The organism is Botrimarina hoheduenensis (assembly GCF_007859815.1).
GTDB classification, from domain to species: domain Bacteria; phylum Planctomycetota; class Planctomycetia; order Pirellulales; family Lacipirellulaceae; genus Botrimarina; species Botrimarina hoheduenensis.
The window spans coordinates 82,869-106,526 of the sequence record NZ_SJPH01000001.1 but is presented as its reverse complement, the minus strand read 5'-3'; the positions used below and the strand labels follow the sequence as shown (position 1 = coordinate 106,526).

Genomic DNA, 23,658 nt, shown 5'->3' with positions numbered 1-23,658 from the left:
AATGCATGAGAAGCGGCGGCGGATTGCAGCGATGGTTCTGGCTAGCGTTGCCGATTCTCGTGCCGTCTGTCGTTATTGGCGACTCGACGTTTCGGCGATTAATCAGCACGCCACGGTTGCGGGGATCGAGTCGCTCGGCGGCAGTGTCCACTACCGTGAGCCAGGACTTTTACCAGCAAGCTGGTCGAACCGGGTTGCCAGTTGGCTTGGCGACGACACTATCATTCCCGTCGTCACGGCCCTGCTCGACGAGCTATTGATAGCGCGGCAATTCCTAGCCTGAAGCGCTTGCCAAGATTGAAGACAATCTGCTTCTACGCGATCCAGAGATGCGAGACCGTGGAAGTGATCAATCGCTCTTTCGATCGCAATCGAGTTACAATTTAAGAATGACTCGGTAGACTATCTTGGAGATCACGACAACAAAGCGATCCTTAAGCCGTCGTACGCCAGCTGCATGCTTGCGGGCAGGCGGGCGTTGGTCGCCTCGTGTTCAAGGTCGTGCGCCATGTGCGTGAAGTAAGTTTGCTTGGGCTGTAGCTCTTCGGCGAGCGAGATTGCCTGGTCGAGGCTCAAGTGGGTGGTGTGCCCCTTCTCGCGGAGCGCGTCGAGGATCAGCACGTCGAGCCCCTGGAGGCGTTCCTTGCTCTCTTCCGGCATCGCTGAAACATCGGTGCAGTAGGCGACGTTGCCGAAGCGAAAGCCCAACGTGTCGAAGTTCGGGCCGTGGTGCTGCCGCACGGCGGTGATGCTGGCCCCCAGCAACTCGATCGCTGGCCAGCCCCCGTTAACCGGTCCGATGCGCTTGAATTCGAGCGCCGGAACAGCGCCGCGGTGCAGGTTGGGCCGGCGCACAAACGCATAGTCAAAAGACTTGCGGATCCGCTGTTCGACCCACTCTTCGCAGTACAGCGGTACCGGTCCGCCCAGGTAAAACTGCATCAGCCGCAGATCGTCCAGGCCGAACAAGTGATCGGCGTGCTCGTGAGTGTACAGCACGGCGTGGATCAGACCGATCTTCTCACGCAGCAGCTGCTGTCGCATGTCGGGCGACGTGTCGATGAGCAGGTTGCCCTCGGGCAGGCCCAGGATCACGCTGCAGCGGGTGCGGTTGTTCTTGGGATTCGTGCTGGTGCAGACCGCGCATCCGCAGCCGATGCTCGGCACGCCCACGCTCGTGCCGGTACCCAATAGAACCAGTTGGCCGCGGATATCGGCGGAAACGACTTCGCGCGACACGATCGGTGCGGGGCAACGCGGGGGAGAGAACGGGACGGATTCAGCACAGCGGTCGCGCTCACGACGAGCAAGGTGCGGCACGCCGCGACACATGAATTACTCTAACGAGTCTTGTGCCGATTGCCCAACGATTGCTGCCGGCGGTCTTCTCTGCGGCGGGTCATTGCTGCTGCCGTTAGAGATCCGGCCGGGACCGAGCGCTAAAGAAGGGCTGCCAGCGGTCGTTCACGCGTGTCGTGTGCCTCAAGTGTGCTTCGCACCATCCGAGCCGTTGAGCCGCACGGCGACGCGGTTGAAGTCTTCGGCGATGTCTTGCCAGAAGTCCTCTTCCCGCAGCTTGATCTCCTCAGCCGCCTTTCCGCTTGCGAGCTCGTTGAGTCCACGGCGTAGTCGCAGCACCGGGCCGGTGAAGCGATTGCTGAGCTTCATTGCGTCGTAGATAAAGAGCGGTGCCATGCTCAGCAAGATGATGAAGACGGGGCCATAGCTGCGCCAAGCTTCGTTGAGATGATCAACGAGCGGCGTGTTGGGATTCACCAGCCAGCGGATGCCGATCAGCAACAGCGCGGCCATAAGGGCGTACATCAACCAGTGGATCGCCATGCGGCGTGCCAGCGCACCCTGTACCTCAGAATCGATAAACTGCTTGTTGCGGCGATGCGGATCCATTTTGACCAATCCAACTTGGCAAGGGTGGGTCACTATTCGGGGGGAGCAAAGGCGTCGTGACGGCTCCCTCAAAACGTAGGTCACCACCCGCCTATTTCGCGGATTCCTGCGAAGGATCGCGAGGTGGTCAGCCCTTGTTAGCCCTACAACCGCTCTTGCCGGAACCGTGGCCCACTCACTTAGGGGGCTTCATCGGCAGCTCGGCAAAGTTCTTCAGCAGTCGGAGGCCCGCGGACTGGCTCTTCTCCGGGTGGAACTGCGTGGCGTAAAGGTTGTCTCGCCACACGCTGGAGCAGAACTCGGCACCGTAGTCGGTACGCGTCGCCACGATCGACGCGTCTTGCGGTACCACGTAGTACGAGTGCACAAAATAGAAGTGCTCCCCCTCATCGATGCCGGCATACAGAGGGGGACTCCCCGCCAGGCGGATCCGGTTCCACCCCATGTGGGGCACCTTCAGGGTCCGCGGCAACTGGAAACGCACCACCTTGCCCGGCAGCACGCCAAGGCCTTGGTGCTCGCCGTCTTCATAGCTCACATCAAAGAGCATCTGGAGCCCCAGGCAGATCCCCAGGAACGGCTTGCCAGCGGCGATCGCCTCTTTGATGGGCCCCTCGAGCCCCTGCCTGCGCACCGCCGCCAGGGCGTCGGCTGAGGCCCCTACGCCGGGGAGGATCACCCGCCGAGCGGTGGCGAGCAGGGCGGGGTCAGCGGTAATCGTCGCGGCGTGACCGACCTTTTCGAGTGCCTTCTGAACGCTCCGAAGGTTGCCCATCCCGTAGTCGATAATCGCGATCACAACAGGCGCTGCGTGCTCTAAGCCAAAAAATCAGGAAGCGCGCCCGGTCAGGACACGCAGCGTTAAAAAACGCTAGGCGTTCATTGTCGCTCGCAAGACGATGCCTTACCAGCCGCCGCTTTAGCGGTCGCGCACGGTCTCGGGGTACACGACCAGTTCCAGGCGGCGGTTCTTCTGCCGTCCTGCCTCGGTCGCGTTCGAGACCAGCGGGTGGTTCGCCCCGTGCCCGATGACGAATAGCTGGGCGGCGGGCAGTCCCGCGCGGCGGAGCACGTCGTAGGCCGTCGTGGCTTGCGCGACGGAAAGATGGTGGCTTGTGGGGTACTGAGCCGAGGCCAGCGGGGCACCGTCGGTGTGGCCTTCCAGCCCGATCAGGTGCTCCGGGTACGCACGCGTGAGCTCGCCGACAACGCCCTGCAGGAGCCGTTCGCCGGCCGGCTGGAGCTGCGCCGCACTGGTGTAGAAGAGCTCGTCGGCGGCGATCGCGACACGGATAACATCGCCATCCTGGCGGACCGAGACGCCCGCCGCACCGCTAAGCCGCAACGGCTGGAGCAGCGTGCTGTTGGGCCGAATCATCGAGCCCCCGGCGGGCTGACTAACCGAGGCAACGAGCGCTTCGGTCCGTTGCTTCAGTTGCGAATTTGATTGTTCCGTATGGGCCAATCGATCCACGGTCGCACGGAGCTGATCCTGGGTCGCGACGATCTGATCGTTGAGCAATTGCACCTGCTGCCGCGATTGGGCCAGCATGGCTTCGAGCTCTTGGTTATCGGTGTCGAGCTGGCTCGCGCGCGACTGTAGCTCTTGCTCGCGCTGCGCAATCTGCTGCTGCTGTTCGAGCGATAGCGCGACGGTCTGCGGCGGTTGTTGCGGACGGAACACAACCCGACCGCAACCGACCATCGCCGGCAGGCAAAGCGCCAAGCAGAGCGTGAAAGAGCGCGGCATCGTGCGCGTGTACGGAGGTGGCGTAGAACAAAACGTGCGGGCCCGACGGCTGCCGACCCGGCGCGTGGGGGCGGAGCGTAGCAATCGCGCTCCGCCGAGCCAAGACCGCCGCACCAACGTGCTAGCACGCCCCCGTGCTCGCCACCGCTGCCGAAGGGTAAACGCCGTAGAACCGCCGGATGTAGTTCCGGCGTCGCCAAGCGGGCGCGTGCGGCTCCCAGCCCCAGCGCCGCAAGAACCGCTCCGAGAGCCGCTCGTTTGCCGCGTCGCAGAGCAGGGCGTCGACCCGCTTGATGGCGGCGATCGTGTCGAGCACCGCCAGCGCCGCCGCCAGGGTCCGATAGCTCGTGCCCGGCGTACAGGCCACGTATTTCAGCGCGATAAAGCGCTCGTGACCCCGCGGCTGGTTGTAGTACAGCCGACACCGGTCGGGAGGGCCGTCAGGCCGCCACGCGGGACCGACGGGCCAGATCTCGGGCCAGGAGAGCAAATGCGGCCAAGGCCGTAGCTGAACGCTAGCGAGCTTGCCGGCCCGGGTCTCGATCCTTCCGTAACGCCGCCGTTGGAGCGTCTCCGCGCCGGCGGCCAGATCGGTGACGGTTTCGATCACAGACATCGAGCGTGCTAGCGGCGACGGGGGGGGAAGGAAGTAGTGACGCTCAAGCATCGCCCATGCCGAGCAGTCGCTGCTTGATGACCCGCCAAATGCCCAGCAGCACGCCGAGCATCACCAGGCATATCAGCAGCACGACCGGCACGATCCAACCCAGGGCGAACAGTTTTTCGGCCTCGGGCCAGACGTGGCCCCAGCGGACCACGATTGCGGCGGTCGCTAGGCACAGGAACGGGCCGTAGGGGATCTCGTCATCACGGCACAGCACGAGCTGCGCAATCCCCACCACGAGTCCCGCGAACGGGGCAAGAAAGAACGTCAGCAGCCCGGCCTGCCAGCCGACAAACGTGCCGACCATCATCATCAGCGTTACGTCGCCAAAGCCCATTGCTTCGCGCCCCAGCGCGAGCGAGCCGATGATCCGCACGGACCACACGATTGCCCCGGCGAGGACCATGCCAACCAGCGCTGTAAGCAATCCTTGCCAAGCGGCCCCACCGGTGAACCAGACCGTGGTGATCCCCAGCACGCCGCCCAGAAAGATTTCGCGCAACGGCCGGGTGCGGAGCGACCTGCCCACGCGGCGTAGCAGCAGTCCCAGCCCGCGTGCGTAACCGTGTCGGGTCCGCCAGTAGCGGGGCGTGAGCGCAAAGCACCACAGCGCGTAACAGCCCAAGCCGATCCCGAGCGATACACCGTGCCCTTGTCCGCCCACCAGCGTCGCGGGCCAGTCGAGCGGCGCCGTGACATGCGTCGGCTCGAGCCACACGTTGTTACCCAGCCCGTCATCGAGCGGCTTGCCCCCGGTTTGCAGCGGCACGCCCACCGCGGGCGCGGTGTAGCGGGCCTCGACGTTGGGCAGGTGCCCGCCGGGCAGCAGCGCAATCAGCAGCAGTCCGAGCAGCGTGCCGGGGACGGTGATCGCGTCGGGGATCGTCTTCTCGTCAACGTCGATCAGCGAGGCGACGAGCATCAGCCACGCGAGCACGAGGTGTGCCGCGAGGGTTGCCAGCAGCGGCGTGGCGAGCGAGGCGGCGTCGAGCGGCGCACCAATCTGGGGCGTGACGAGCCCCGCGCGAAGCACCTCCCACCACGCCAGCCAGGTCATCGCCGTGGCGAACCCCAATTCCACCAGCAGCGGGCGCACCCAGAAGCCACGCCCCAAAACCTTATGGTCACGCCTCAGCCGCAGCCAGCCGAGGATCGGCACGCGGTCCAGCCCGTTGCGCTGAGCGACCCCTTCCGCGGCAGGTTGCCAAGGCGAGACGCGCCGGGCGTTCCACGCGAATTCGTAAACCGCCGCGTTGCCGAGCGAGGCGGCCGCCGCGGAGAGCAGAAAGACGAGCGTGAGCAGAGCGAAGGACACAGCGGGCTTCCGGCTGAGCGGCTGGAGAGGGGGCTAGCGGCCACGCAGCCAGTCGACCACCTCGTCGGCGATCGCCGCGGGGTCGCGGCCCTCGCCATCGATCGCAACGGTAGCACACTCTCGGTAGATCGGCTCGCGGGTGGCCAGCACTTGCTCGACTTCTGCGAGCCCCGATAAACCGGTCAGGCGGGGCCTGCGGACGTCGCTGGCGGTGTCGCCCGCAATCCGCTGGGCAAGTGTCGTGGCGGAAGCGGTCAGCCACACAACCGGCCCCGCGGCCCGGAGCCGCGCGCGCGTCGCCGGGCGTAGCACGGCCCCGCCGCCCAGCGCGACAACCGTTTGGCAACGCGTGCAGAGGCCCGCCACCGCGCGCTCTTCAAGATCACGGAACGCCGGCTCGCCCTGCTCGGCAAAGATCTGGGCGATCGGCAGGCTGGCCTCGGCCTCGATCACGTCATCTGAATCAACGCACTCCCAACCGAGCCGCGCGGCGATCAGGCGGGCAACCGTGCTCTTGCCGCTGCCCCGGTAACCGGTCAGGAACAGCAGCTCGGTCTGAGGTGGCGAGGCGTTCAAAGCAGATCGTGGGGGGCCATGCCGGGCAGTAAGAACAACGCACAAGACGGTTGTGTCACAACCAGAGCCGCGGCTTGCTAGTAGCGCACGGGTCCGATCGCCCGCTTCAGGGTCTCGCGCATCAGTTGTGTCGGCGGGGCCGACTCGGTGAACAACTGATACTGCAGAGCCGCCTGACGCACAAACATATCAACCCCGGTAATGACCGTGCAGCCGTGCTCCCGGGCCTCTTTCACCAGCAGGGTCGACTCGGGGTTGTAGACCGTGTCGAACACCACCAGCGCCGGCTTGAGGTACGACTTGCCGAACGGGGACTGATCGACATTCGGGTGCATGCCGATTGGCGTGCAATTGATGAGCACGTCGGTGCTGGTGCTCTGACGGGCGTTCCAGTCGATCGCCCGCCCGTCGAACTCGTCGGCGAGGCGTTCCGCGCGTTCGCGTGAGCGGCCGGCGACGGTGGTCTTGGCCCCCCGCTTCTTCAGCCCGTAGGCGATCGCCCGCGCCACGCCGCCGGCCCCCAGCAGCAGCACGCGCTTGCCGGCCAGCGGGCTGGGGTTGGCACCGACTTCGCCCAGAGCGTGCTCCAGCGAGTCCATCGCCGCGCCGCAATCGGTGTTGCAACCCACCAGGTCAGCCCCCCGACGCACGACCGTGTTGACCGCCTTGATCCCCTTGGCGTCGGGCGTGACCTTGGTCAGGTGCGCGGTGATCGCCTCCTTGTGCGGGATCGTCACGCTCAATCCCTTAACGCCCAGCCGCTCGGCGTTCTTCATGAAGTCCGCCAGCGTGTCGGCCGGCACGCGGAAGGGCACATACACGGCGTTCACCCCCGCGTGGGCGAACGCCGCGTTGTGGATCTGCGGGCTGAGCGAGTGGCCGACCGGATCGGCGATCACGCCGTACACGTCCGTCTCGGGGCCGATCCGATCGTAGTTGTAGATCTCGGTCATCTGCTGAAAGCTGAGCTGCCCCGGGGCCAGGGTCCGCTCGTGGTGGAACGTGGCGTAGGTGAACGGCGAGCCAAACTTCGCGCCGAGGATGCGCGACGGGGCGCCGATGTCGCCCATGCACATGCCGACGGTGGGGATCGCGCTGCTCTGGACCAGCTCCAGCATCCGCACGTTGTCCACCGGGTGCTGCGCCATAGTGGCCAGCTTGATGACATCGGCGTCTTTGGTCGCCATCTGCGCGTGCAGCTCGGCCAGGTTCTCGGGCGTGTGGCGGAAGTTGTGGTAGCTCACCAGCCGCTTGGTGGCACCGTACCGCGGCACCTTGTGCGCAATGTCTTCTTCCAGGTCGATATAGTCGACCCCCAGGGCGATCGCCTCACGCAGGAGCATCATGCGCTCTTCTTCCGTCCCGCTGAACTTGCCCCCATCCTGCTCGCGGCGGACCGTGATGATGACGGGCGAGGGCCGATCGGCCAGCAGCCGCTGCAAGTTGACACGCGAGCTGATGTAGTCCAGCCGCAGTTCGACGAGCTTGGCCCCCTGTTCGACAAGGTGCTTGTGCTCGGCGAGCATGTGCTTATGACGGCTTCGGCCAATGCTGACGCAGATCATCGGGCAGACGGGGCGGAACAGGGAAAACGGCGGGGCACAAACGGATCTCCCCGAGGGGCGGCAGCCCCGTCCCGGGAGAATCTCCTAGTTTCGCTAGCCGAAGGGCCCGTGGCTAGCCGCTGGCGCGGGGAAGATAGGAAGACCCGCGATTGTGGCGTCACCGTTGGGTAAACAGTGTCGCTTTACATAACGCAGCAGACGGATCCGCGTGAGCGCACCTAGGGCGAGAGCCCGCGGGGGGCGGCGTCAGATGGCGGTCACGCTCGGGCACGGCTGCGGAGGGACGCGCCTACGAGCAGGCCGCAGCACAGCGCCGCCGTCGTTGGCTCGGGGATGAGCGACGGGTCGGGGGCGCCGAACAGATAGAGACCGTCGGCGGCGCGGATTGTTAGGTAGACGTTCCCACCCATCGACGTGGCGCCGGAGACGACGAGGTTATCGAGCGCCGACAACTGCGGGAACACTTCAAGGAGGGGACGCATGCGGTCCGTGGTTCCCGGAATGATGCCCGGGTAGAAAGCGTAGTAATCATTGCCCAATTCAGGGGCGACCACGACGAAGTCTCCTTCGGTGACGATTGGGAAACCGCTGTAAGGAAAGTCGCTATTCGGTCCTCGCAACTCTATGGGGGGTTGATCGCCGTAGATAATATCAAAGCCGGAAAAGAGCCCGATATTGACTCCCTGACCGTCTGCCCGATCACGTATCGAGACAGGAGAGCCGGCGGTCTCCACGAACCGGAATCTCCCCTCTGGATCCCATACCGCGGGCGCATTTCCGATCGTCATGGGCACTACCGCGGACCCAATGGCGTATCCGTTGGGGGTCGCCGAGTATACTGCACCTGCTGAACCGTCGGGAAGTTCCATCGGCGACACTTCGCCGTTGGGCAACAAGAAGACGGGGCTTCCACCGCCGATAAAATCATCCACAGTGCCGGCGCCAACGAGGTCCCTCCGCACTCCCCCGTGCGTCACATCCCCGCCCCACACGACCGGAACGAATGAGGGGTTGGATAGGCTGTAGAGGGCGGCGCCGCCGAACAGTCCAGAAGTGTCTATTCCGTAGTTCACCGCGTAGTAGAGGTGGCCATCGTTAGCCTCCGTGACCCGTGTCAAACTACTTATCGGCGCTGCCGGGGAGAGCGGAGCGGGCGTGAAGACGCTGCCGCTGTCAGTGACCGCCCACACGCCAGGCGCCTCGCTCGAAACCGATACGTAAGCCGTATCCGACGTGACCGTGGGGCTACCACCGAAAATAGGAGTGCTGGTAATCCGCGTCAGCCCGGTCAGCGGCGCGGCCAGGGCATTCGTGGCGCAACAGCACAGCAGCAAGCCAAACGCCGCCCTGCGCGCGACGCCCGCCACGCGTGACACCCCCGTCGGTACCAGTGATTTGAAAGTCATGGGTGCATCCAGGATTTCGAGACAGGCAGAGTAGGTACCGGCTAACCGCGCCAGTCACCCGGCGTTGGCAGTGGCCTTATTGTAAACGAAACCGGGCGATTGTGTTGCTTCGCCGGGTGCCACTGCTGGCTTGCCAGCCGTGTGAAACGGGTCGCAGCTACCCACTACCGGACAAGCCCCGCTGCGGCACACAACCCTCTGCGTAAGCCACACTTTTTTGCTGCTCAATCGGGCGCTCGAGTTGACAGCCTGCCCAACGCCCCCCGCCTCAAGTGCGGCCGAAGCGGCGGTCGAGTTCTTGCCGGGTGAACACCAGCGACGTCGGCCGGCCGTGGGGGCAGTGGTGGTGGTTCTCGGTGTCGACGCGGGCGGCGAGCAGGGCGTCGATCTCCGCGGGGGTGAGGGGGTCGCCGTACTTGACCGCGGCCTTGCAGCTCATGCTGTGCAGCAGCTCGTCGAACACGTCGCGGGCACCCGGCGCTCCGCCGGCGACCAGCTGCGCGGCGATCTCGCGGAGCGTTTCGGCCGGGGTGGCCCGCCGCAAGAGCGCGGGCAACGTGGTGACGAGCACGGTGTCGCCGCCGAACGGCTCGATCTCCATGCCGAGCTTGGCCAGCAGCGGGCGGTGCTCGAGCGCCGCCGCGGCTTCGGCGGGCGACAGATCGACCGGCTCGGGGACCACCAGCCGCTGCTTTTCGAGCGGGCCGTCGAGCGCGCGGCGGCGCAGCTTCTCGTACAGCACCCGCTCGTGCAGGGCGTGCTGATCGATCACCTCCATGCCCAGCGCGGTTTCCACGATCAGGTACCGATCGTGCAGCTGCATCGCCCGGCCGCCGGGCAGGGTTGCGGCTGCGCCAGCAGGCGGTGCGGAGTTGTCGTCGGAGGCGTGCTCCGCGGTGTTGCTAGTTGACAGCGTCGTCTCCGTACCGGGCCTGTCCGGGAGCGGTGCGTTCGGAAGAGAAGCGGCGTTGCCGGTGCTCGGCCTCGGTCCCGCAAAGCGGTGCAGCGTGAGCGGCGTGTGATCGCCCGGGAACGGACGGAACGCTTCGAGCGGGCGCTCCGTGGTTGGCGATGCCGAAGATGCTGCGCGGAAGTGCTCTCCGGCGGCGGGGGCCGCTTCGTCGAGCCGACGCTGGGAGAGCCCCTGCCGGGCCCACGCGACCAGCGCGCCGGTTTCGCCCCCATCGGCGGCATCATCAGCGGCGCTACGGTCGGTCTGCGCCCCGGCCCGCAGGTCGGTCGAGAGGAACTTTGTGCGTAAGGTTCCCAGCAGCTGACTGTAGAGCGCGCCGGCTTCAGCGAAGCGCACCTCTTGCTTCTGCGGGTGCACGTTCACATCAATCAGCGCGGCGGGCATGTCGAGCCGCAAGAAGCAGATCGGCTTGCGCCCGCTCAGCAGCAGGCCCCGATAGGCTTCGCCCAGCGCGTGCTGTAGCGAGCGATCGCGGATCGAGCGACCGTTGACCAGCAGGTACTGCAGGCGCGCGTGCGAGCGGCTTTGCGAGGGGTTCGCGACAAACCCTTCGAGCGTGATCGCCGTGCCGTCTGGTCGCTCGTCGCGGCTGCTGACCGCCACCAGCGCGGCGGCAAGGTCGTCGCTAAACAGCGTGGCGATCCGCTGCCGCCAGCCAGCCAGCCGTGGTTCTAGGGTGGCGTCCGCTGCGGCGGGGCAGGGGGGCAGCTCGTGGATCAGCCGACCATTGTGCGTGAGGGTGAAATGCACTCCCGGGTGCGCGAGCGCGACCCGCGTGAACGCTTCGGTGGCGTGTCCCGCCTCGGTCTGGGCCGAGCGCAGAAACTTGTGTCGCACCGGCGTGTTGAAGAACAGGTCATCGACCTCGACCGTGGTTCCCTCGGGGCAGCCGGCGGGGGCGGCAACCGCTTCGGCGGCCCCGCAGACGGTGAGCTCGGCCCCCTCGGCGGCCCCGCGGGCGCGGCTGCGGATTGTCAGACGGCTGACCGAGGCGATCGACGCGAGCGCCTCGCCGCGGAAGCCGAGCGTGCCGACTTCGAACAGCTGCTCGGCGGCGGTGATCTTGCTGGTGGCGTGGTTGGCGATCGCCAAGGGTAGGTCATCGGCGTCGATGCCGGTGCCGTTATCGACAACGCGGACGCGCTCGACGCCCCCTTTTTCGAGCAGCACGTCGATCCGTGTTGCGCCCGAGTCGATGGCGTTCTCGAGCAGCTCCTTCACCACACTCGCCGGCCGCTCGACCACCTCTCCCGCGGCAATCTGGTTCACGACGAGCGGCGGTAAGGGCTTGATCGCGGGCATCGTGAGCTATCCGTAGCTTTGGACTTAAGTTGATTAGGCTGCAAAGTTAGTCGGGCGTGGGGGAGTTCTTAGTGTGTGTAGATAAAGAGGTAGTTCGTGATGGGGGAATGTGAATAACTTTTATATCGATGGGATATTATTTCGGCTCTAGATTCGCGGCTATCAGATTCCAGGCAGACTCGTATCGCTGTAAGTTGTAGATACCAGGGAGATACACCTTGGGCACCTTCTCGTCGCGCCAGTACTTTTTAACGATTCGCTTTGGAAGCACAAAGTATTTGGGGTCAGCTTCTTTGCTCGGATCAGTTGTTGAGCGGTTTAGAAAAACAGCCACAACAAAGTCAGAATCGACTGACTTCAAGAAGAACCCGCGAGCCTTCAGATCCCAACGACTTTTTACTTGTATCGTGACGGCGATCTTATGGTCATGTGACAGCGCTAGCAAATCGTACCTAGCTGTTTGCGTGTAGGCCTTGTGACACTGAACACCACGAGCCAGCAAGTTACCTAAAACCAGGAACTCAGCGCCTTCTGATTCGAGTTTAGTGTCGCGTCTCGTCATCTTGAAAACGAAGTCAGCAGGTGTGTTAGGCCCGAATCGACCATATTGCTCGAATCCCGCCGTTTAATCGTTTTACCCTCGCTATCGACAGTCTTCTAAGCACCATGTTCAGTTGAGTCCGTACTCTTTGATCTTGCGGTACAGCGTGCGCTCGCCGATGCCGAGCATCTTGGCGGCGTCCTCGCGGTTGCCGCCGGTGACCTTGAGAGTTTCGCCGATGAACAGCCCCTCGATGTCGGACATCGACTTGCCGACCAGGTCCGCCAGGGCGGTGCCGGTAGACAGGTTCCCGGCGGTTTCGCCGGTTTCGTCGACGGGACCGGCGGCGAGGAATTGCTCGGGCAGATCATCCAGGTCGAGCACGCCGTCGTAGTCAACCACCACCATGCTCTCGATGGCGTTCTTCAACTCGCGGACGTTGCCCGGCCAGTCGTACGCCAGCAGCCGCCGCCGCGCCGCGGCCGACACGCCCGGTGCCTTCTTGTGATGACGCTTGGCGTGCAGCCGCACGAAATGCTCGACCAACAGCGGTATGTCATCACGTCGCTCGGCCAGCCGTGGCAGCCGCACCGTCACGACCTTCAGCCGATGATAGAGGTCCTCGCGGAACGAGCCCTCAGCGATCGCCGTTTCGAGGTCGCGATTGGTGGCCGACAGGATCCGCACATCGACGCGCTTCACCTCGTTCGAGCCGACGCGCGTGATCTCGCCCGATTCGAGCACTCGCAGCAGCTTGATCTGCGTCGCGAGCGGCATGTCGCCGACCTCGTCCAGAAAGAGCGTGCCGCCGTCGGCGTACTCGAACTTGCCCACGCGATCGTGCGAGGCGTCGGTGAACGCCCCTTTGATGTGGCCGAAGAGTTCGCTCTCTAGGATGTTCTCAGACAGGGCCCCGCAGTTCAGCGCGACGAAGGGCCGCGCCTTGCGGGGGCTGTTCTGGTGGATCGCCTGGGCGACCAACTCCTTGCCGGAGCCGGTGTCGCCCTGGATGAGGACCGAGGCGTCGGTCGGGGCGATGCGGCTGAGCCGCTCGATCACGCCGCGCATCGCTTCGCTCTCGCCGACGACCCCCTCGAAGCCGAACTTCTCGTCCAGCCGTTTGCGCAGCTCGGCGTTGGCGCGGCGGAGGTGCTGGCTGCGGGCGGCGTTATCGACCACCGCCCGAAGCTGTGCCAGATCGAGCGGCTTGAGCAGATAGTTGAACGCGCCGCGGCGCATCGCCTCGACCGCCGACTCGACCGTGCCGTGGCCGGTGACGAGGATCACCTCGGCGTCGGGCAGATGCTGCTTGACTTCGCCCAGCAGCTCCAGGCCGCCGATCCCGCCGGGCATCACCAGGTCTGTCACGACGATCTCGAAGGCGTGCTTCTCCAGCAGCGGGAGCGCCTCGGCACCGGCGTGTGCCACTTGGCACTCATAGCCGATCTTGGCCAGGCTTTCGGCCATTGCCTCGGCGTGGCCGTGATCGTTATCGACCACGAGCACCTTGATCGGTGGTCCCGCGGTGGCTCGTGTTTGGTTCTTCGCCATGGCAGGCGATTATGGACCCCTGGCCCCCGGTGCGAAAGCCAGAGCGCAGCGGAGCCCGCCCGTTCAGAGCCCGCGACCGCCAAAAAGCGGGGCCGCCAGCAAAACGCCCAGCCAGCCCAGCGTGCCGAGCGACGCCGGTTCAGGGACCTCTAGCACCCGCATTTCCATCGCATTCAGGTACGCAAAGTCTCCCCGCAACAGAGTCAGATCGACAAAGATCTGCCCGTAGCCATCGGGTCGGATCCCGCTGACCAGCGCAATCTCGTCGTCGTTTCCGGCACCGGTGCCGGCGGCGCTGATCCCTGGACCCGAGGTCACGAGCTTGGCCACCCCCGTGTTCTGTCCGTAGACGCGGTACTCGGTCGTACGCAGGCTGCTCACCGCCCGCGAGCCGAAGAAGCGAAACTCGTACTGGCGTTCAGGATCCAAGCCCTCCAGCATGAATCCGCCCGGACGGTCGTCATTGCCGCCACCAACCCGATTGTCGGCGCTGCTGAAAAAATAGTCTTGGGTGGCGGTCGCGACCGCGAAATCCCCCAGCAGTGCGGGATCGGCTTGGAGCAGCCCGCCTTGGAGCTTGCCGTTGGTGGCAAAGCCGCCGGTAATCGTGAGGTTGATACCGGTTGCCGCGCCGGTGGTATCGACAAGATTGGTGATCCGCTCGCCGGCGTTGACGGCAATGCCCCCCTCGGCGGCGTGCCAGTTGTTCCAGTGATTGCCACGCACGTCGGGCCCCACCGTGGCGTCACCGTCCTGTGGATTGCTGGGGCCGAAATCGAACAACAGCCGTACGCCCGGTCGCGGCGAGAGGGGGTTGGGACTGAACTCCTTGTTCGGCGGCACGACCGCCATTAGCTGCGGACGAATCAAGCTTGTCCACAGATCGTAGCCCGCCCGGTTGAGATGGATGTTGTCCACGAACAGCGCGTTGAAGTCTGGCCCGGTGGGGGGCGACAACGCACGGAAGGCGGCGGGCAGATCGATGTAGTGCAACGCCGGGTTGTTTGCCGCGCGGGCGGCGATGGCCGTGTTGGCCTCGGTGTTGCGGGTCTCGCAACACGCGAAACGCCCGGGAGTGGGCATGATTCCCAAGTAAAAGATCGGCGTGCCGGGCAGACTCGAGTGGACCTTCGCCACAAACGCCTCGTAGTCGGCCACCACTTCCGCGGCGCTTTCGCCCGCATTGATGTCGTTGGTCCCTTCCCAAACCACAATCGCCGCAGGGCGGTATGGCAGCACAATCTCGTCGGCGTATCCGACTAGGTCCTCGAACTGCGAACCCCCGAACCCACGTTGGATCACGTGATAGTCCGCAAAGTCGCGGGTTAGCTGCTCGTAGCGCCGGATGCTCGAGCTGCCCGTGAACAAGATCGCCCCCGGCTCGGGCGGGGCAAGCGTATCTTGCGCCACCCAGCGGTTGATATCGCCGCTGAAGGGTTGAGCCGACGCCGTCGTCGGCAGCATGTTGACAAGAAGGAGCACCACAACCAGCCAGCCGATTGAGTTCGGCACAGCGGGCGCTTGGTTGTTAATCATGGGGTTACTTTCTTGCAGGCAGGAGTGCCACGGAAGCAGTTCCGCACCCAACCAATCGGGCATGCCGGCTCGGTGGGGCCCGGGGCGTTATCCGGCCGCGTTGGTGGATTTAGGGAGCCTCGCCACCGAGGGTAACTCAATCGTGAACCGCGTGCCGCGACCTAGCTCGCTCTGCACCGTGATCGCGCCGCCGTGGGCTTCGATGATTTTCGCCGTGGTCGGCAGTCCCAATCCCGAGCCGCCCGGCTTGGTGCTAAAAAAGGTCTCAAACATACGGCCGGCGGTGGCGTCGCTCATGCCCACGCCCGTATCCGTCAGATAGATCGCGGCTCGATCTCCCAAGCCGCGGGTCTGCACGATAATCTGCCCGCCGTCGGGCATCGCCTGCTTGGCGTTGAGCAGCAGATTCATCAGCGCGCCGCGGAATGACTCGCGATCGAGCCGCACCGTGGGCAGGTCGGCGTCCAGGTAGGGGACGATCTCGATCCCCGCGGCGTCGCACTCTGGCTCAAAGAAGTCGAGCGCCTCGGCGATCTCCACGTTCAGGTCGCGCGGCACCAGATCGATCCGCTGCACCCGCGCGTAGTTAAGGAAGTCGTCCAGCAGTTCGTGCAGCCGCGAGCACTCGCGCTGGACGGCCTCGATGCGCTTGGCCACCCGGCGCTGCTCGATCGATAGCGGCACGGCGTCTTCGTCATCGTCGTCGCGTTCGGGCAGCAAGTCCTCGGCCAACAGCTGCATGTTGAGCCGAATCGTCGAGAGCGGATTCTTGATCTCGTGCGCAAGCCCCCCGGCTAGCCGCGCGATTTCGGCGTACTGGTCCATCAGCCGCTGGACCGTTTCGTCGGTAGTGGCGTTCTCGATCACGCTTTTCGATACAAGAGTGAAGAGGATCAGCTTGAGCGGCGTGCCGCCTATTAGCAGTCTACACGCGCTAGGATCATGTGGAGCATGTTCGCTAACGAAACAGGTTCGCCAATAAAAAAGAGCCGGGCCCCGCGAGGAGGCCCGGCTCTCGCTTTTAGGTCGTCATGGTTCGTCTCAGGCTTCGGTGCTGGCCGGCTGCTTCTCGCCTTCCGCTTCGGCCATGGCGGCCTTGCGGCTCAGCTTGACGCGGTCTTGGTCATCGACGGCGATGACCTTGACCTTCATGCGATCGCCGACCTTGCAGATGTCGCCGACGCTGGCAACGTAGCCGTCGGACAGCTCCGAGATGTGGCAGAGTCCGTCCTTGCCGGGCAGGATCTCGATGAAGGCACCGAAGTCCTTGATGCTGCTGACCTTGCCGTCGTAGATGCGTCCCACCTGCACGCTGGCGGTGAGCGCCTCGACCCGGCCCAGGCCGGCGGTGACGGTCTCTTGGTCCGGCCCGGCGATCGTGATCGTGCCGTCCTCGTCGACGTCGATCTGCACGCCGCAGTCCTCTTGGATGCCACGGATCGTTTTGCCGCCCGGACCGATCAGCAGGCCGATCTTCTCCGGGTTGATGCTGGTCCGAACCAGTCGGGGTGCCGATTCGGCGGTGGTCTCACGCGGCCGCTGGATCGTGCTGAGCATGGCTCGCAGGATTTCGATCCGGGCCTCGCGGCTCTGCTGGAGCGTGGCGCGGATGATCTCCTCGCTGATGCCCATGATCTTCAGGTCGAGCTGGATGCCCGTGATGCCGTTCTGGGTGCCGGCGATCTTGAAGTCCATGTCGCCGAAGTGATCCTCGTCGCCCAGGATGTCGGTCAGCAGCGTCCATTGCTCGCCTTCCTTCACCAGGCCGACCGAGATCCCCGCCACCGGGTTGGTGATCGGCACGCCCGCGGCCATCAGGCCGAGGGTGGCACCACAGACGCTCGCCATCGAACTCGATCCGTTCGATTCGAGAATGTCCGAGATCACGCGGATCGTGTAGGGGAAGTCATCGTGCTCGGGCAGGATGGGGTTCACCGAGCGCTCGGCGAGCATGCCGTGGCCGATCTCGCGGCGACCGGGTCCCCGGATCGGGCGGCACTCACCGACCGAGAAGCTGGGGAAGTTGTAGTCCAGCATGAACCGCTTGCTGTACTCCTCGAACAGGCCGTCGACGCGTTGCTCGTCACGCCCCGTGCCCAGGGCGATGGTGATCAGCGACTGCGTTTCGCCACGCTGGAAGACCGCCGAGCCGTGAACGCGCGGCAGGACGTCCACCTCGCAGGTGATGCCCCGGAGGTCTTTCGAGCCGCGACCATCGGGACGGGTTCCTTCGAGAATCGAGGCGCGAATGACTTTGGCCTCGAGGTCGTGCCAAGCATTCTTGAGCGCGCCCAGTTCGATGGCCCCTTCGGCCTTGGGATCGGGGATCATCGCCGCGATCGCTTCGGCCTTCAGCGCGCTGCAAGCCTCGGACCGGTCCTGCTTGCCGGCGATTAGCTTGGCAGCCTTGAGCTTGGCCCCGTACGCGGCGTCCAGCTTCTCAAGCAGCCCATTCGGCTCGGGCGAAACGTAGGTGCTGGGAGCCACACCGAGCTTCTGACGCAGTTCGAGCTGCATGTCGCACAGCTCGCCGACCAGACGATGCGCTTCGAGCAGCGCCTCGGTCATCTCGTCCTCGGGCATCTCGCGGGCGAAGCCCTCGATCATGAGGATCGCGTCTTTCGTGCCCGAGACGATCAGGTCGAGTTCGCTGAACTCGAGCTCGTCAGCGGTCGGGAAGGCGACCAGCTTGCCGTCGATCTTGCCAATCCGCACGGAGCCCAACGGGCCCTGAAACGGCATGGACGAGATCGTTAGCGCTGCCGAAGCACCGATCATCGCCAGCACGTCGCCGTCGTTCTGGCGATCGCTCGCGACGACCATCGCTTGGACCTGTACCTCATCGATAAATCCGGCCGCGAACATCGGGCGGATCGGGCGGTCCATCAGACGCGAGGTGAGCGTCTCTTTCGTCGTCGGACGTCCTTCACGCTTGAGGAAGCCGCCGGGGAACTTGCCCGCCGCGGCGAACCGTTCGCGGTAATCACACGTGAGCGGGAAGAAGTCGAGGCCCGGTCGAGGGGCGCTGGTGGCGGCGGCGGTCAGCACGACCGTCTCGCCTAGCGAGACCAGCACACAACCCGCGGCTTGCTTGCCGAGGGCACCGGTCTCGATCTTGATCGTGCTACGGCCGATCTGCTTCTCTACGAAGGTGCGTTCCAAAACTTCAATTCCTTTACTGACGTGATAAACGAAGACTGAGCGAAAAAGTGGTTGATTTGTTCGGCGAACGACGATTCACCGAAAGAGCTGTTAGCGCGTGCAGTTGGACGGGGCTGATTCCGGGCAGAGCCGTGGGTGAGCCGTTTGACCGATTGGTGGTTTGTAAGGTCCGCTGAGCCCGACACGCGGGCGTTGGGGGGACGTGGTTGTGGGGGTTGTGAGCCCGCTGGTGGAAACTGCTTTTGGATGCCGAGTTGCGGGCCCGTCACGCGGTGTTGCGTTGCGGGGGAGCCCGTGGCTGCCGCTTGCCTTCCCGGGAGGGAACCGCGGTGCGGGCCGTCGGTACGGCGTCGTTAAGCGACGCGTCTCGGTAGGGGCGATCGAGAATCCTCCAGCCAAAACCATGTCATGCGAGGGCATGACCCAGTTGGAAGTCGTGGAGTCTCGTTACGCTCACCGACATGCGTCGGAAAAGCTTGCGACAGAAATCGTCTGAGAAGGCCGAGTCGAAGCGACACCGATCGGCCAAGCGGCCGACAAGGCGGACGCTTACTTGCGGATTCCCAACCGCTGCAACAGATCGAGATACATCTGCGGGTTCTTTCGCTTGACGTAGTCCAGCAGGCGGCGACGACGGCTCACCATCCGCAGCAGACCACGCCGACTGGCGAAGTCCTTGCTGTGAACTTGCATGTGCTCAGTCATCTCGGCGATCCGAGTCGTGAGCAGCGCGATCTGTACCTCGGGCGAGCCGGAATCCGACTCGTTCCGTCCGAAGTCCTTCGAAATGCTGCTGGTCTTCTCGGTCGTAAGCGCCATTAAAAAAATGCCTGCTGTGATTTCTGCCTAGCAACTCCGCCCTGCTATGCCACCGCGCCCGTTGCGGGGTGACGAATCGACGGCCTTCAGGACGTCGCTAAGGAGGGAAGGGAGTTCCGTCGGTGTGTCATCGTCTGGTGCGTGGTCCCTGCCGCTTCGTTTGCGGGGGGTGCACCTGCTCCTGTGCGGGGCCACGGCGGCCGCCGCCTCGATAGTGGTTAAGTTCGTTTACGCTGCAAGCCCCGGATTGTACCGACCGCCGCGACGCTTGCAACGCCAACGGGGGGAGGATTCGGGCTTTTGCGGTCGGAGAGCTTGCCAGCGGAGGGCCGAAAACGCTCTTCTCCCGCCGTTAGGCCGATTTTGGGCCCCTTCATCCTGCCGTAATAGTTCGGCAGCTGTGCGGCAGCTTCGTTCGGTAGGGCCTCAGGCGGGGCGGGTTCCGTCGGGAATATCCCGCACGCGGACCACATTCCAGGCCAGGCCGAGCTTCTCCATCGCCAGAATCGCCCAATTGGTGGTATCCAGCTCCCACCATTTGTGCCCCTGTGCGGCGACACGCTGATAGGCGTGATGGTTGTTGTGCCAACCCTCGCCGAATGAGAGCAGCGCAACCCACCACAGATTCTTGCTGTCGTCGGTGGTTTCGTAGTTGCGGTAGCCCCAGAGGTGTGTTGCCGAGTTGATCAGCCAGGTCACGTGCATGACGTAGACCATCCGCAGGGCGAGTCCCCAAAAGAACATCGAGCAGCCGTAGTAAACCGCGTTCTCACCACCCATGCCCAGCGCGGTTCCGTAGTAACCGATCGCGTACAGCACGGCCCCCATCGCAAACTGCGACGGCAAGAACATGCGGTCGAGCCACACCATCACGCGGTCTTTCATCATGTCGGGTGCGTAGCGCTCTAGGACCTCTTTGCGCCACTTCTGGCCTAGATTCGGCATGAACCAGAAAATGTGGGCCCACCACTTGCCATGGCGCGGCGAGTGCGGATCGCCCGCTTTGTCGCTGAATTTGTGGTGCTTGCGGTGATTCGCCACCCAGGTCAGCGCCGAACCCTCGCCCGACAGACCGCCCAAGAAGGCCAGCAGCCAGCGGATCGGCCGATAGGTCTGGAAGCTTCCGTGGGTTAGCAACCGATGGTAGCCCATGCAGATGCCGAACATGCCCGTTGCGATGTACAGCAGGACGAAAGCGGTAAAGCCCTGCCAGCTAAAGTAAAAAGGTGCCGCCAGTGCCGAGGCGTGGACGACCGTGATCCACACGACCGTCGGCCAGTCGGCACCGCGCCGCCACATTGCCCACGAGTTCATCGGATCCATCGGTTGACTCATGCCCTGGGCGTTTTCCTGGGCGGGAGCCGCGACAGCTTTCTTCGCGGTCGAACCGGTGCGCGGAGGTTGCGGAGAGATGATCGACATGAAAGAAACCGGATAGGATGGGGGCGGTTGCCAAGCACGCCGGGAAAGCGAGGGGGAGGCAAGGAGCGTCCGAGGATTGGCTCGGCATCGCCGAGCATCGGACTCAGATGCAATTCCCCGAAGGGGCAACGGCTGATGGGTGTAAGTGTTGAGACCGCTTCTCAGCGGTTATCGAGTACGCGTGGAAAGATAGGCGGTCCGGCCGCTTGTGGCTAGGCCGACGCCCCTTCTTCGGGGGGAGAATCACGTGCAACAGGACTTTCCGTAGAGCTGCGGAGCGGCCGTTGTTTCCGATGGGCTGGGGGGAGCAAAAAGAGGGGATTTAGCGCTGCGGGGCCTTGTGGAAAGGCTCAATCGCCAGCATTGCTTCCTCGATACGCACGGTGAGCGCTCCTTGCTCGAAGGTATTGAGCACTTTCGCCCCCGCGGTGCGGTATTCGGTCGCGGTGGCGGGGGTCGGGCTGCCGGAGCTGATCAGCACGGTTTGGGGCCGACACCAAGCCGAGAAACCCGGCGGGTTGCTGCGTCGGCTGCCATGATGCGGGGCGAGCAGGACGTCGCACGGGTAGGGCTCCTGCAACAAAAGCTGCTCGAGCCCGGGTGACTCGAGATCCCCCGGAAGCAGAACCCGGCGGCCCTGGTGTTCTAGTCCCAGGACCACACTGTTGGCGTTATCCGAGCCCACAACGCCCAAGTCGGTGGGGTGTAGCACCACGAGCCCGGCACCACTTTTACCTAGCCGGAGCCGATCCCCTTGCTGCAGGCGTCGGACGGGTATCCGCTTAGTGGCAAGCAGCCGTTGGAGTGTGGCGGGGGCCGACGGATCGTCGGGGCCCTCGACCGCGTCAAACATGCCATAAGAGCACCAGATAGCCCTGACGGGGAAATACTCCAACAAGCCGGGCACGCCGTTGTAATGGTCCACATCGGCATGGGAGAGCATGATGGCGTCGAGCTTGGTGACGCCCCGTGCCCACAGCGCGCGAGCGAGCGTTTGGGAGACCAGTTCCGGATCGCCGAGCGACCCCGCGTCGATCAGTATGTGGATCCCGCCGGGCGCGCTAACAAGCGTTGCGGCCCCGTGGCCGACGGCCAGCACCTCGCAGCGAAGCGCTTGCGAAGGGGTTGCCAGCCAGGAGCCGCTGATCGACAACGCGAGCCCCGCCAGCCCGGCTCGCCATGTCAGCCCCCACCACGCACGCTGATGAAGCCAAACTTGCGCCGCCACGGCGAGCCAGCCGTACCAGAAGAACAGGCGCGCGGTGCCCATCCCGGCAATCGGCAGCCAGCCCCCCGGGGTCTGTTCGGCAAACCGGACCGAGGTTGTCAGGGCGGTGCATGCGGTTTGGCAAACCCAGGCCAGACAACCCATCACGGGTTCGATCACCAGTTCGGGCGCGATGCCTTCCAACGACGCGAAAGCACCCAGCGACAACCCTGAGAGCAGCACGGTGGGGAGCGTCACGCCGATGACCGGAGCCAGCGGAATCGCGGCCGGGGAGATCACATGGAAACGCTCGGCGAGCAGCGGGCCCGCGACGATCAGCACGGCCACGGTAGCGCCAAAAGTCAGCGCTAGCGCCACGCCCGTTCGGTGCAGCCAGCGCTCGTGGTGGGGGCGTGTCCGTTCAATCAGGCGTTGCAGTGCCGAGGAGCGGTGCGTTTCTCTCCAGGCTCGTACCAAGCTCGAAAACGCGAGGAGGGTCGCTGCTGCGAGAAAGCTGAGGTGCGTGCCGGTCGCCATCCATGCCCCGGGGGAAGCGGCCAGCACCGCCAGGGCGGCTCCCGCCAGGGCGTTGAAACTGAGCGCGTTGCGGTGTCCGAGCGCGGCCGCTGCGAGCACCCCCCCGACCACCGCCGCGCGCAGCGCCGGCGGTTTGCCCCCCACCAGCATGACATAGCTCACCGCCAGTGCGACCCCCAACAGCAGCGCTTGCTGTCGTGAGAGCAGACGTAGCCAAGCGAGCACCGCCGCGAAGCCGGCGACGATACCGACGTGCAGACCCGACACCACCAAAGCATGGATCGCGCCGGTTTGGCGGAACGCCCGGACGAGTTCCCCGGATAAATGATCGCCATCGCCGAGGATCATCGCTCGGGCCAGCGTGGCCGATTCTTCGCCAAGGCGTCGGTCAAACGTTTGGCCGCTCCAGCGCCGCAGGCGGTCCAGCAGCAAGCCGACCCCCGAACGCGGTTGCGTGGGGTCGAGCAACTCGACACTGCGTGCGGTGTTGGTCCATACCGCTGCCAGTCGGCGCTGGTTGCGGGCGTTGGCGGCCGCATCGTCTTGTCCCGGATTGAGTGCCGGCGACGGACGACGGAGCTGCCCGAAGACCCGCACGCGTTGCCCCCGCTCCAGCTCAATCCCGGCTCCGCTTACCGAAACCAAGCAGCGTCCCTCGACCGCTTGCCAGCTTTCGCCGTTGCGTAGCGCACTCACTTGAACAGGGAAGACCAACCGTGGCTCAGCGGGGATCGCGCGGAATGGCGAGGGTTCGGGTGCCGCGTAGTTGGTGGGCGGGGCCAGCACGATCGCCTCGATCGCCACGGGCTCAGGCGATCTCCGGGCATATCGGCCCAGGTCGTTCTGGGGAAACGCCCGCCAAGCAAAACCGGTTCCGAGAACCGTCACGCCCGCAACCGCTGTCATCAGCAAGCAAGCCGCGGTGCTTAACCGATTCCGCCGCCAGAAATACGCCCAAGCGATTAGCAGGGCTGGGATGAGCGCCATCGTGGCTAGCGCATCACCGTCGGAGAACTCCCCTAGCCGACTAAGCAAAACGCCTCCGGCTGCCGCGCCGGCCACAACAACCAGCGGCGTTGCCGCTGGTAACAGGGGGCGGGCGCGTCGGCTGCGGAGCTGTTCGACAGGATCGGGGCGAGCGGGCATGGCGGGCTGGGGGCCATTGTACCGACAGCGTTGCTGGCAATGCTTGCTAATTCGGCGGGCGCGGGGTAGTCCGGCGGGTAGGGGCGGGTTGGTGAGTTGCGCGAACTCGGGCGAGCTTGGCGGCGTAGCCAGCAGTGGCGATGCTGGGTTACGCTTTCCCCCATCGCCTCTCCGGGCCGAGTGTTGTTTCCTCAATGGCGGGCGTCTTGCCCTCCTCTAAGGGGTCTGAGCACTCGACCGGCGGCGCCCAAGGACGGAGCGCTCTAATTCTTTCAGCA

The 23,658-nt window shown here is 64.7% G+C and carries 18 protein-coding genes; 1 reads left to right on the top strand and 17 read right to left on the bottom strand.

Annotation, left to right across the window (positions count from 1 at the left end; all coding sequences use genetic code 11):
* Nucleotide 1 precedes the first annotated feature (1 nt).
* A complete protein-coding gene (locus tag Pla111_RS00420) occupies nucleotides 2-283 on the top strand; it encodes a hypothetical protein (RefSeq protein WP_231930520.1) in 282 nt (93 codons plus the stop codon).
* Nucleotides 284-414: 131 nt separating this feature from the next.
* Here the strand turns inward: Pla111_RS00420 and Pla111_RS00415 are convergent, their stop codons facing one another.
* The 17 genes from Pla111_RS00415 to Pla111_RS00330 form a co-directional block, all read right to left on the bottom strand.
* A complete protein-coding gene (locus Pla111_RS00415; protein WP_231930517.1) occupies nucleotides 415-1,239 on the bottom strand; it encodes an MBL fold metallo-hydrolase in 825 nt (274 codons plus the stop codon).
* A 243-nt stretch (nucleotides 1,240-1,482) separates the two neighbouring features.
* Nucleotides 1,483-1,908, bottom strand: coding sequence for a hypothetical protein (locus tag Pla111_RS00410; protein WP_146570311.1), 426 nt, complete (start codon nucleotides 1,906-1,908; stop codon nucleotides 1,483-1,485).
* Nucleotides 1,909-2,083: 175 nt separating this feature from the next.
* Nucleotides 2,084-2,707: an imidazole glycerol phosphate synthase subunit HisH gene (gene hisH, locus Pla111_RS00405; RefSeq protein WP_146570310.1), complete on the bottom strand. Its 624-nt coding sequence runs from the start codon at nucleotides 2,705-2,707 to the stop codon at nucleotides 2,084-2,086.
* A 120-nt stretch (nucleotides 2,708-2,827) separates the two neighbouring features.
* Nucleotides 2,828-3,658: an OmpA family protein gene (locus tag Pla111_RS00400; RefSeq protein ID WP_146570309.1), complete on the bottom strand. Its 831-nt coding sequence runs from the start codon at nucleotides 3,656-3,658 to the stop codon at nucleotides 2,828-2,830.
* Between the two features lie 121 nt (nucleotides 3,659-3,779).
* Nucleotides 3,780-4,274, bottom strand: a complete 495-nt coding sequence (locus Pla111_RS00395; RefSeq protein ID WP_146570308.1) for a hypothetical protein — start codon at nucleotides 4,272-4,274, stop codon at nucleotides 3,780-3,782.
* Between the two features lie 43 nt (nucleotides 4,275-4,317).
* Nucleotides 4,318-5,637 (bottom strand): prepilin peptidase, encoded by a 1,320-nt coding sequence (locus Pla111_RS00390; RefSeq protein WP_146570307.1) that lies wholly within the window; start codon nucleotides 5,635-5,637, stop codon nucleotides 4,318-4,320.
* Nucleotides 5,638-5,670: 33 nt separating this feature from the next.
* A complete protein-coding gene (locus Pla111_RS00385; protein WP_197524630.1) occupies nucleotides 5,671-6,213 on the bottom strand; it encodes a shikimate kinase in 543 nt (180 codons plus the stop codon).
* A 77-nt stretch (nucleotides 6,214-6,290) separates the two neighbouring features.
* Nucleotides 6,291-7,778 (bottom strand): shikimate dehydrogenase, encoded by a 1,488-nt coding sequence (aroE, locus tag Pla111_RS00380; protein WP_146570305.1) that lies wholly within the window; start codon nucleotides 7,776-7,778, stop codon nucleotides 6,291-6,293.
* 257 nt (nucleotides 7,779-8,035) lie between these two features.
* Nucleotides 8,036-9,184, bottom strand: a complete 1,149-nt coding sequence (locus Pla111_RS00375; protein WP_146570303.1) for a hypothetical protein — start codon at nucleotides 9,182-9,184, stop codon at nucleotides 8,036-8,038.
* Nucleotides 9,185-9,452: 268 nt separating this feature from the next.
* Nucleotides 9,453-11,459 carry a DNA mismatch repair endonuclease MutL gene (gene mutL / locus Pla111_RS00370; protein WP_146570301.1) on the bottom strand — a complete coding sequence of 669 codons (2,007 nt, stop codon included), beginning with the start codon at nucleotides 11,457-11,459 and terminating at the stop codon, nucleotides 9,453-9,455.
* A 670-nt stretch (nucleotides 11,460-12,129) separates the two neighbouring features.
* Nucleotides 12,130-13,551, bottom strand: a complete 1,422-nt coding sequence (locus Pla111_RS00360) for a sigma-54-dependent transcriptional regulator (protein ID WP_146570299.1) — start codon at nucleotides 13,549-13,551, stop codon at nucleotides 12,130-12,132.
* A 63-nt stretch (nucleotides 13,552-13,614) separates the two neighbouring features.
* Nucleotides 13,615-15,087 carry a GDSL-type esterase/lipase family protein gene (locus Pla111_RS00355; RefSeq protein WP_197524629.1) on the bottom strand — a complete coding sequence of 491 codons (1,473 nt, stop codon included), beginning with the start codon at nucleotides 15,085-15,087 and terminating at the stop codon, nucleotides 13,615-13,617.
* Between the two features lie 87 nt (nucleotides 15,088-15,174).
* The gene (locus Pla111_RS00350; protein ID WP_231930514.1) at nucleotides 15,175-15,954 is read right to left on the bottom strand and encodes a sensor histidine kinase; all 780 of its coding nucleotides are present in this window, start codon (nucleotides 15,952-15,954) and stop codon (nucleotides 15,175-15,177) included.
* A 174-nt stretch (nucleotides 15,955-16,128) separates the two neighbouring features.
* The gene (pnp, locus tag Pla111_RS00345; protein ID WP_146570293.1) at nucleotides 16,129-18,249 is read right to left on the bottom strand and encodes a polyribonucleotide nucleotidyltransferase; all 2,121 of its coding nucleotides are present in this window, start codon (nucleotides 18,247-18,249) and stop codon (nucleotides 16,129-16,131) included.
* A 549-nt stretch (nucleotides 18,250-18,798) separates the two neighbouring features.
* The gene (gene rpsO, locus Pla111_RS00340) at nucleotides 18,799-19,068 is read right to left on the bottom strand and encodes a 30S ribosomal protein S15 (protein WP_146570292.1); all 270 of its coding nucleotides are present in this window, start codon (nucleotides 19,066-19,068) and stop codon (nucleotides 18,799-18,801) included.
* A 426-nt stretch (nucleotides 19,069-19,494) separates the two neighbouring features.
* A complete protein-coding gene (locus Pla111_RS00335; RefSeq protein ID WP_146570291.1) occupies nucleotides 19,495-20,490 on the bottom strand; it encodes an acyl-CoA desaturase in 996 nt (331 codons plus the stop codon).
* A gap of 322 nt (nucleotides 20,491-20,812) precedes the next feature.
* Nucleotides 20,813-23,380 carry a ComEC/Rec2 family competence protein gene (locus Pla111_RS00330; RefSeq protein ID WP_146570289.1) on the bottom strand — a complete coding sequence of 856 codons (2,568 nt, stop codon included), beginning with the start codon at nucleotides 23,378-23,380 and terminating at the stop codon, nucleotides 20,813-20,815.
* Nucleotides 23,381-23,658: the final 278 nt, after the last annotated feature.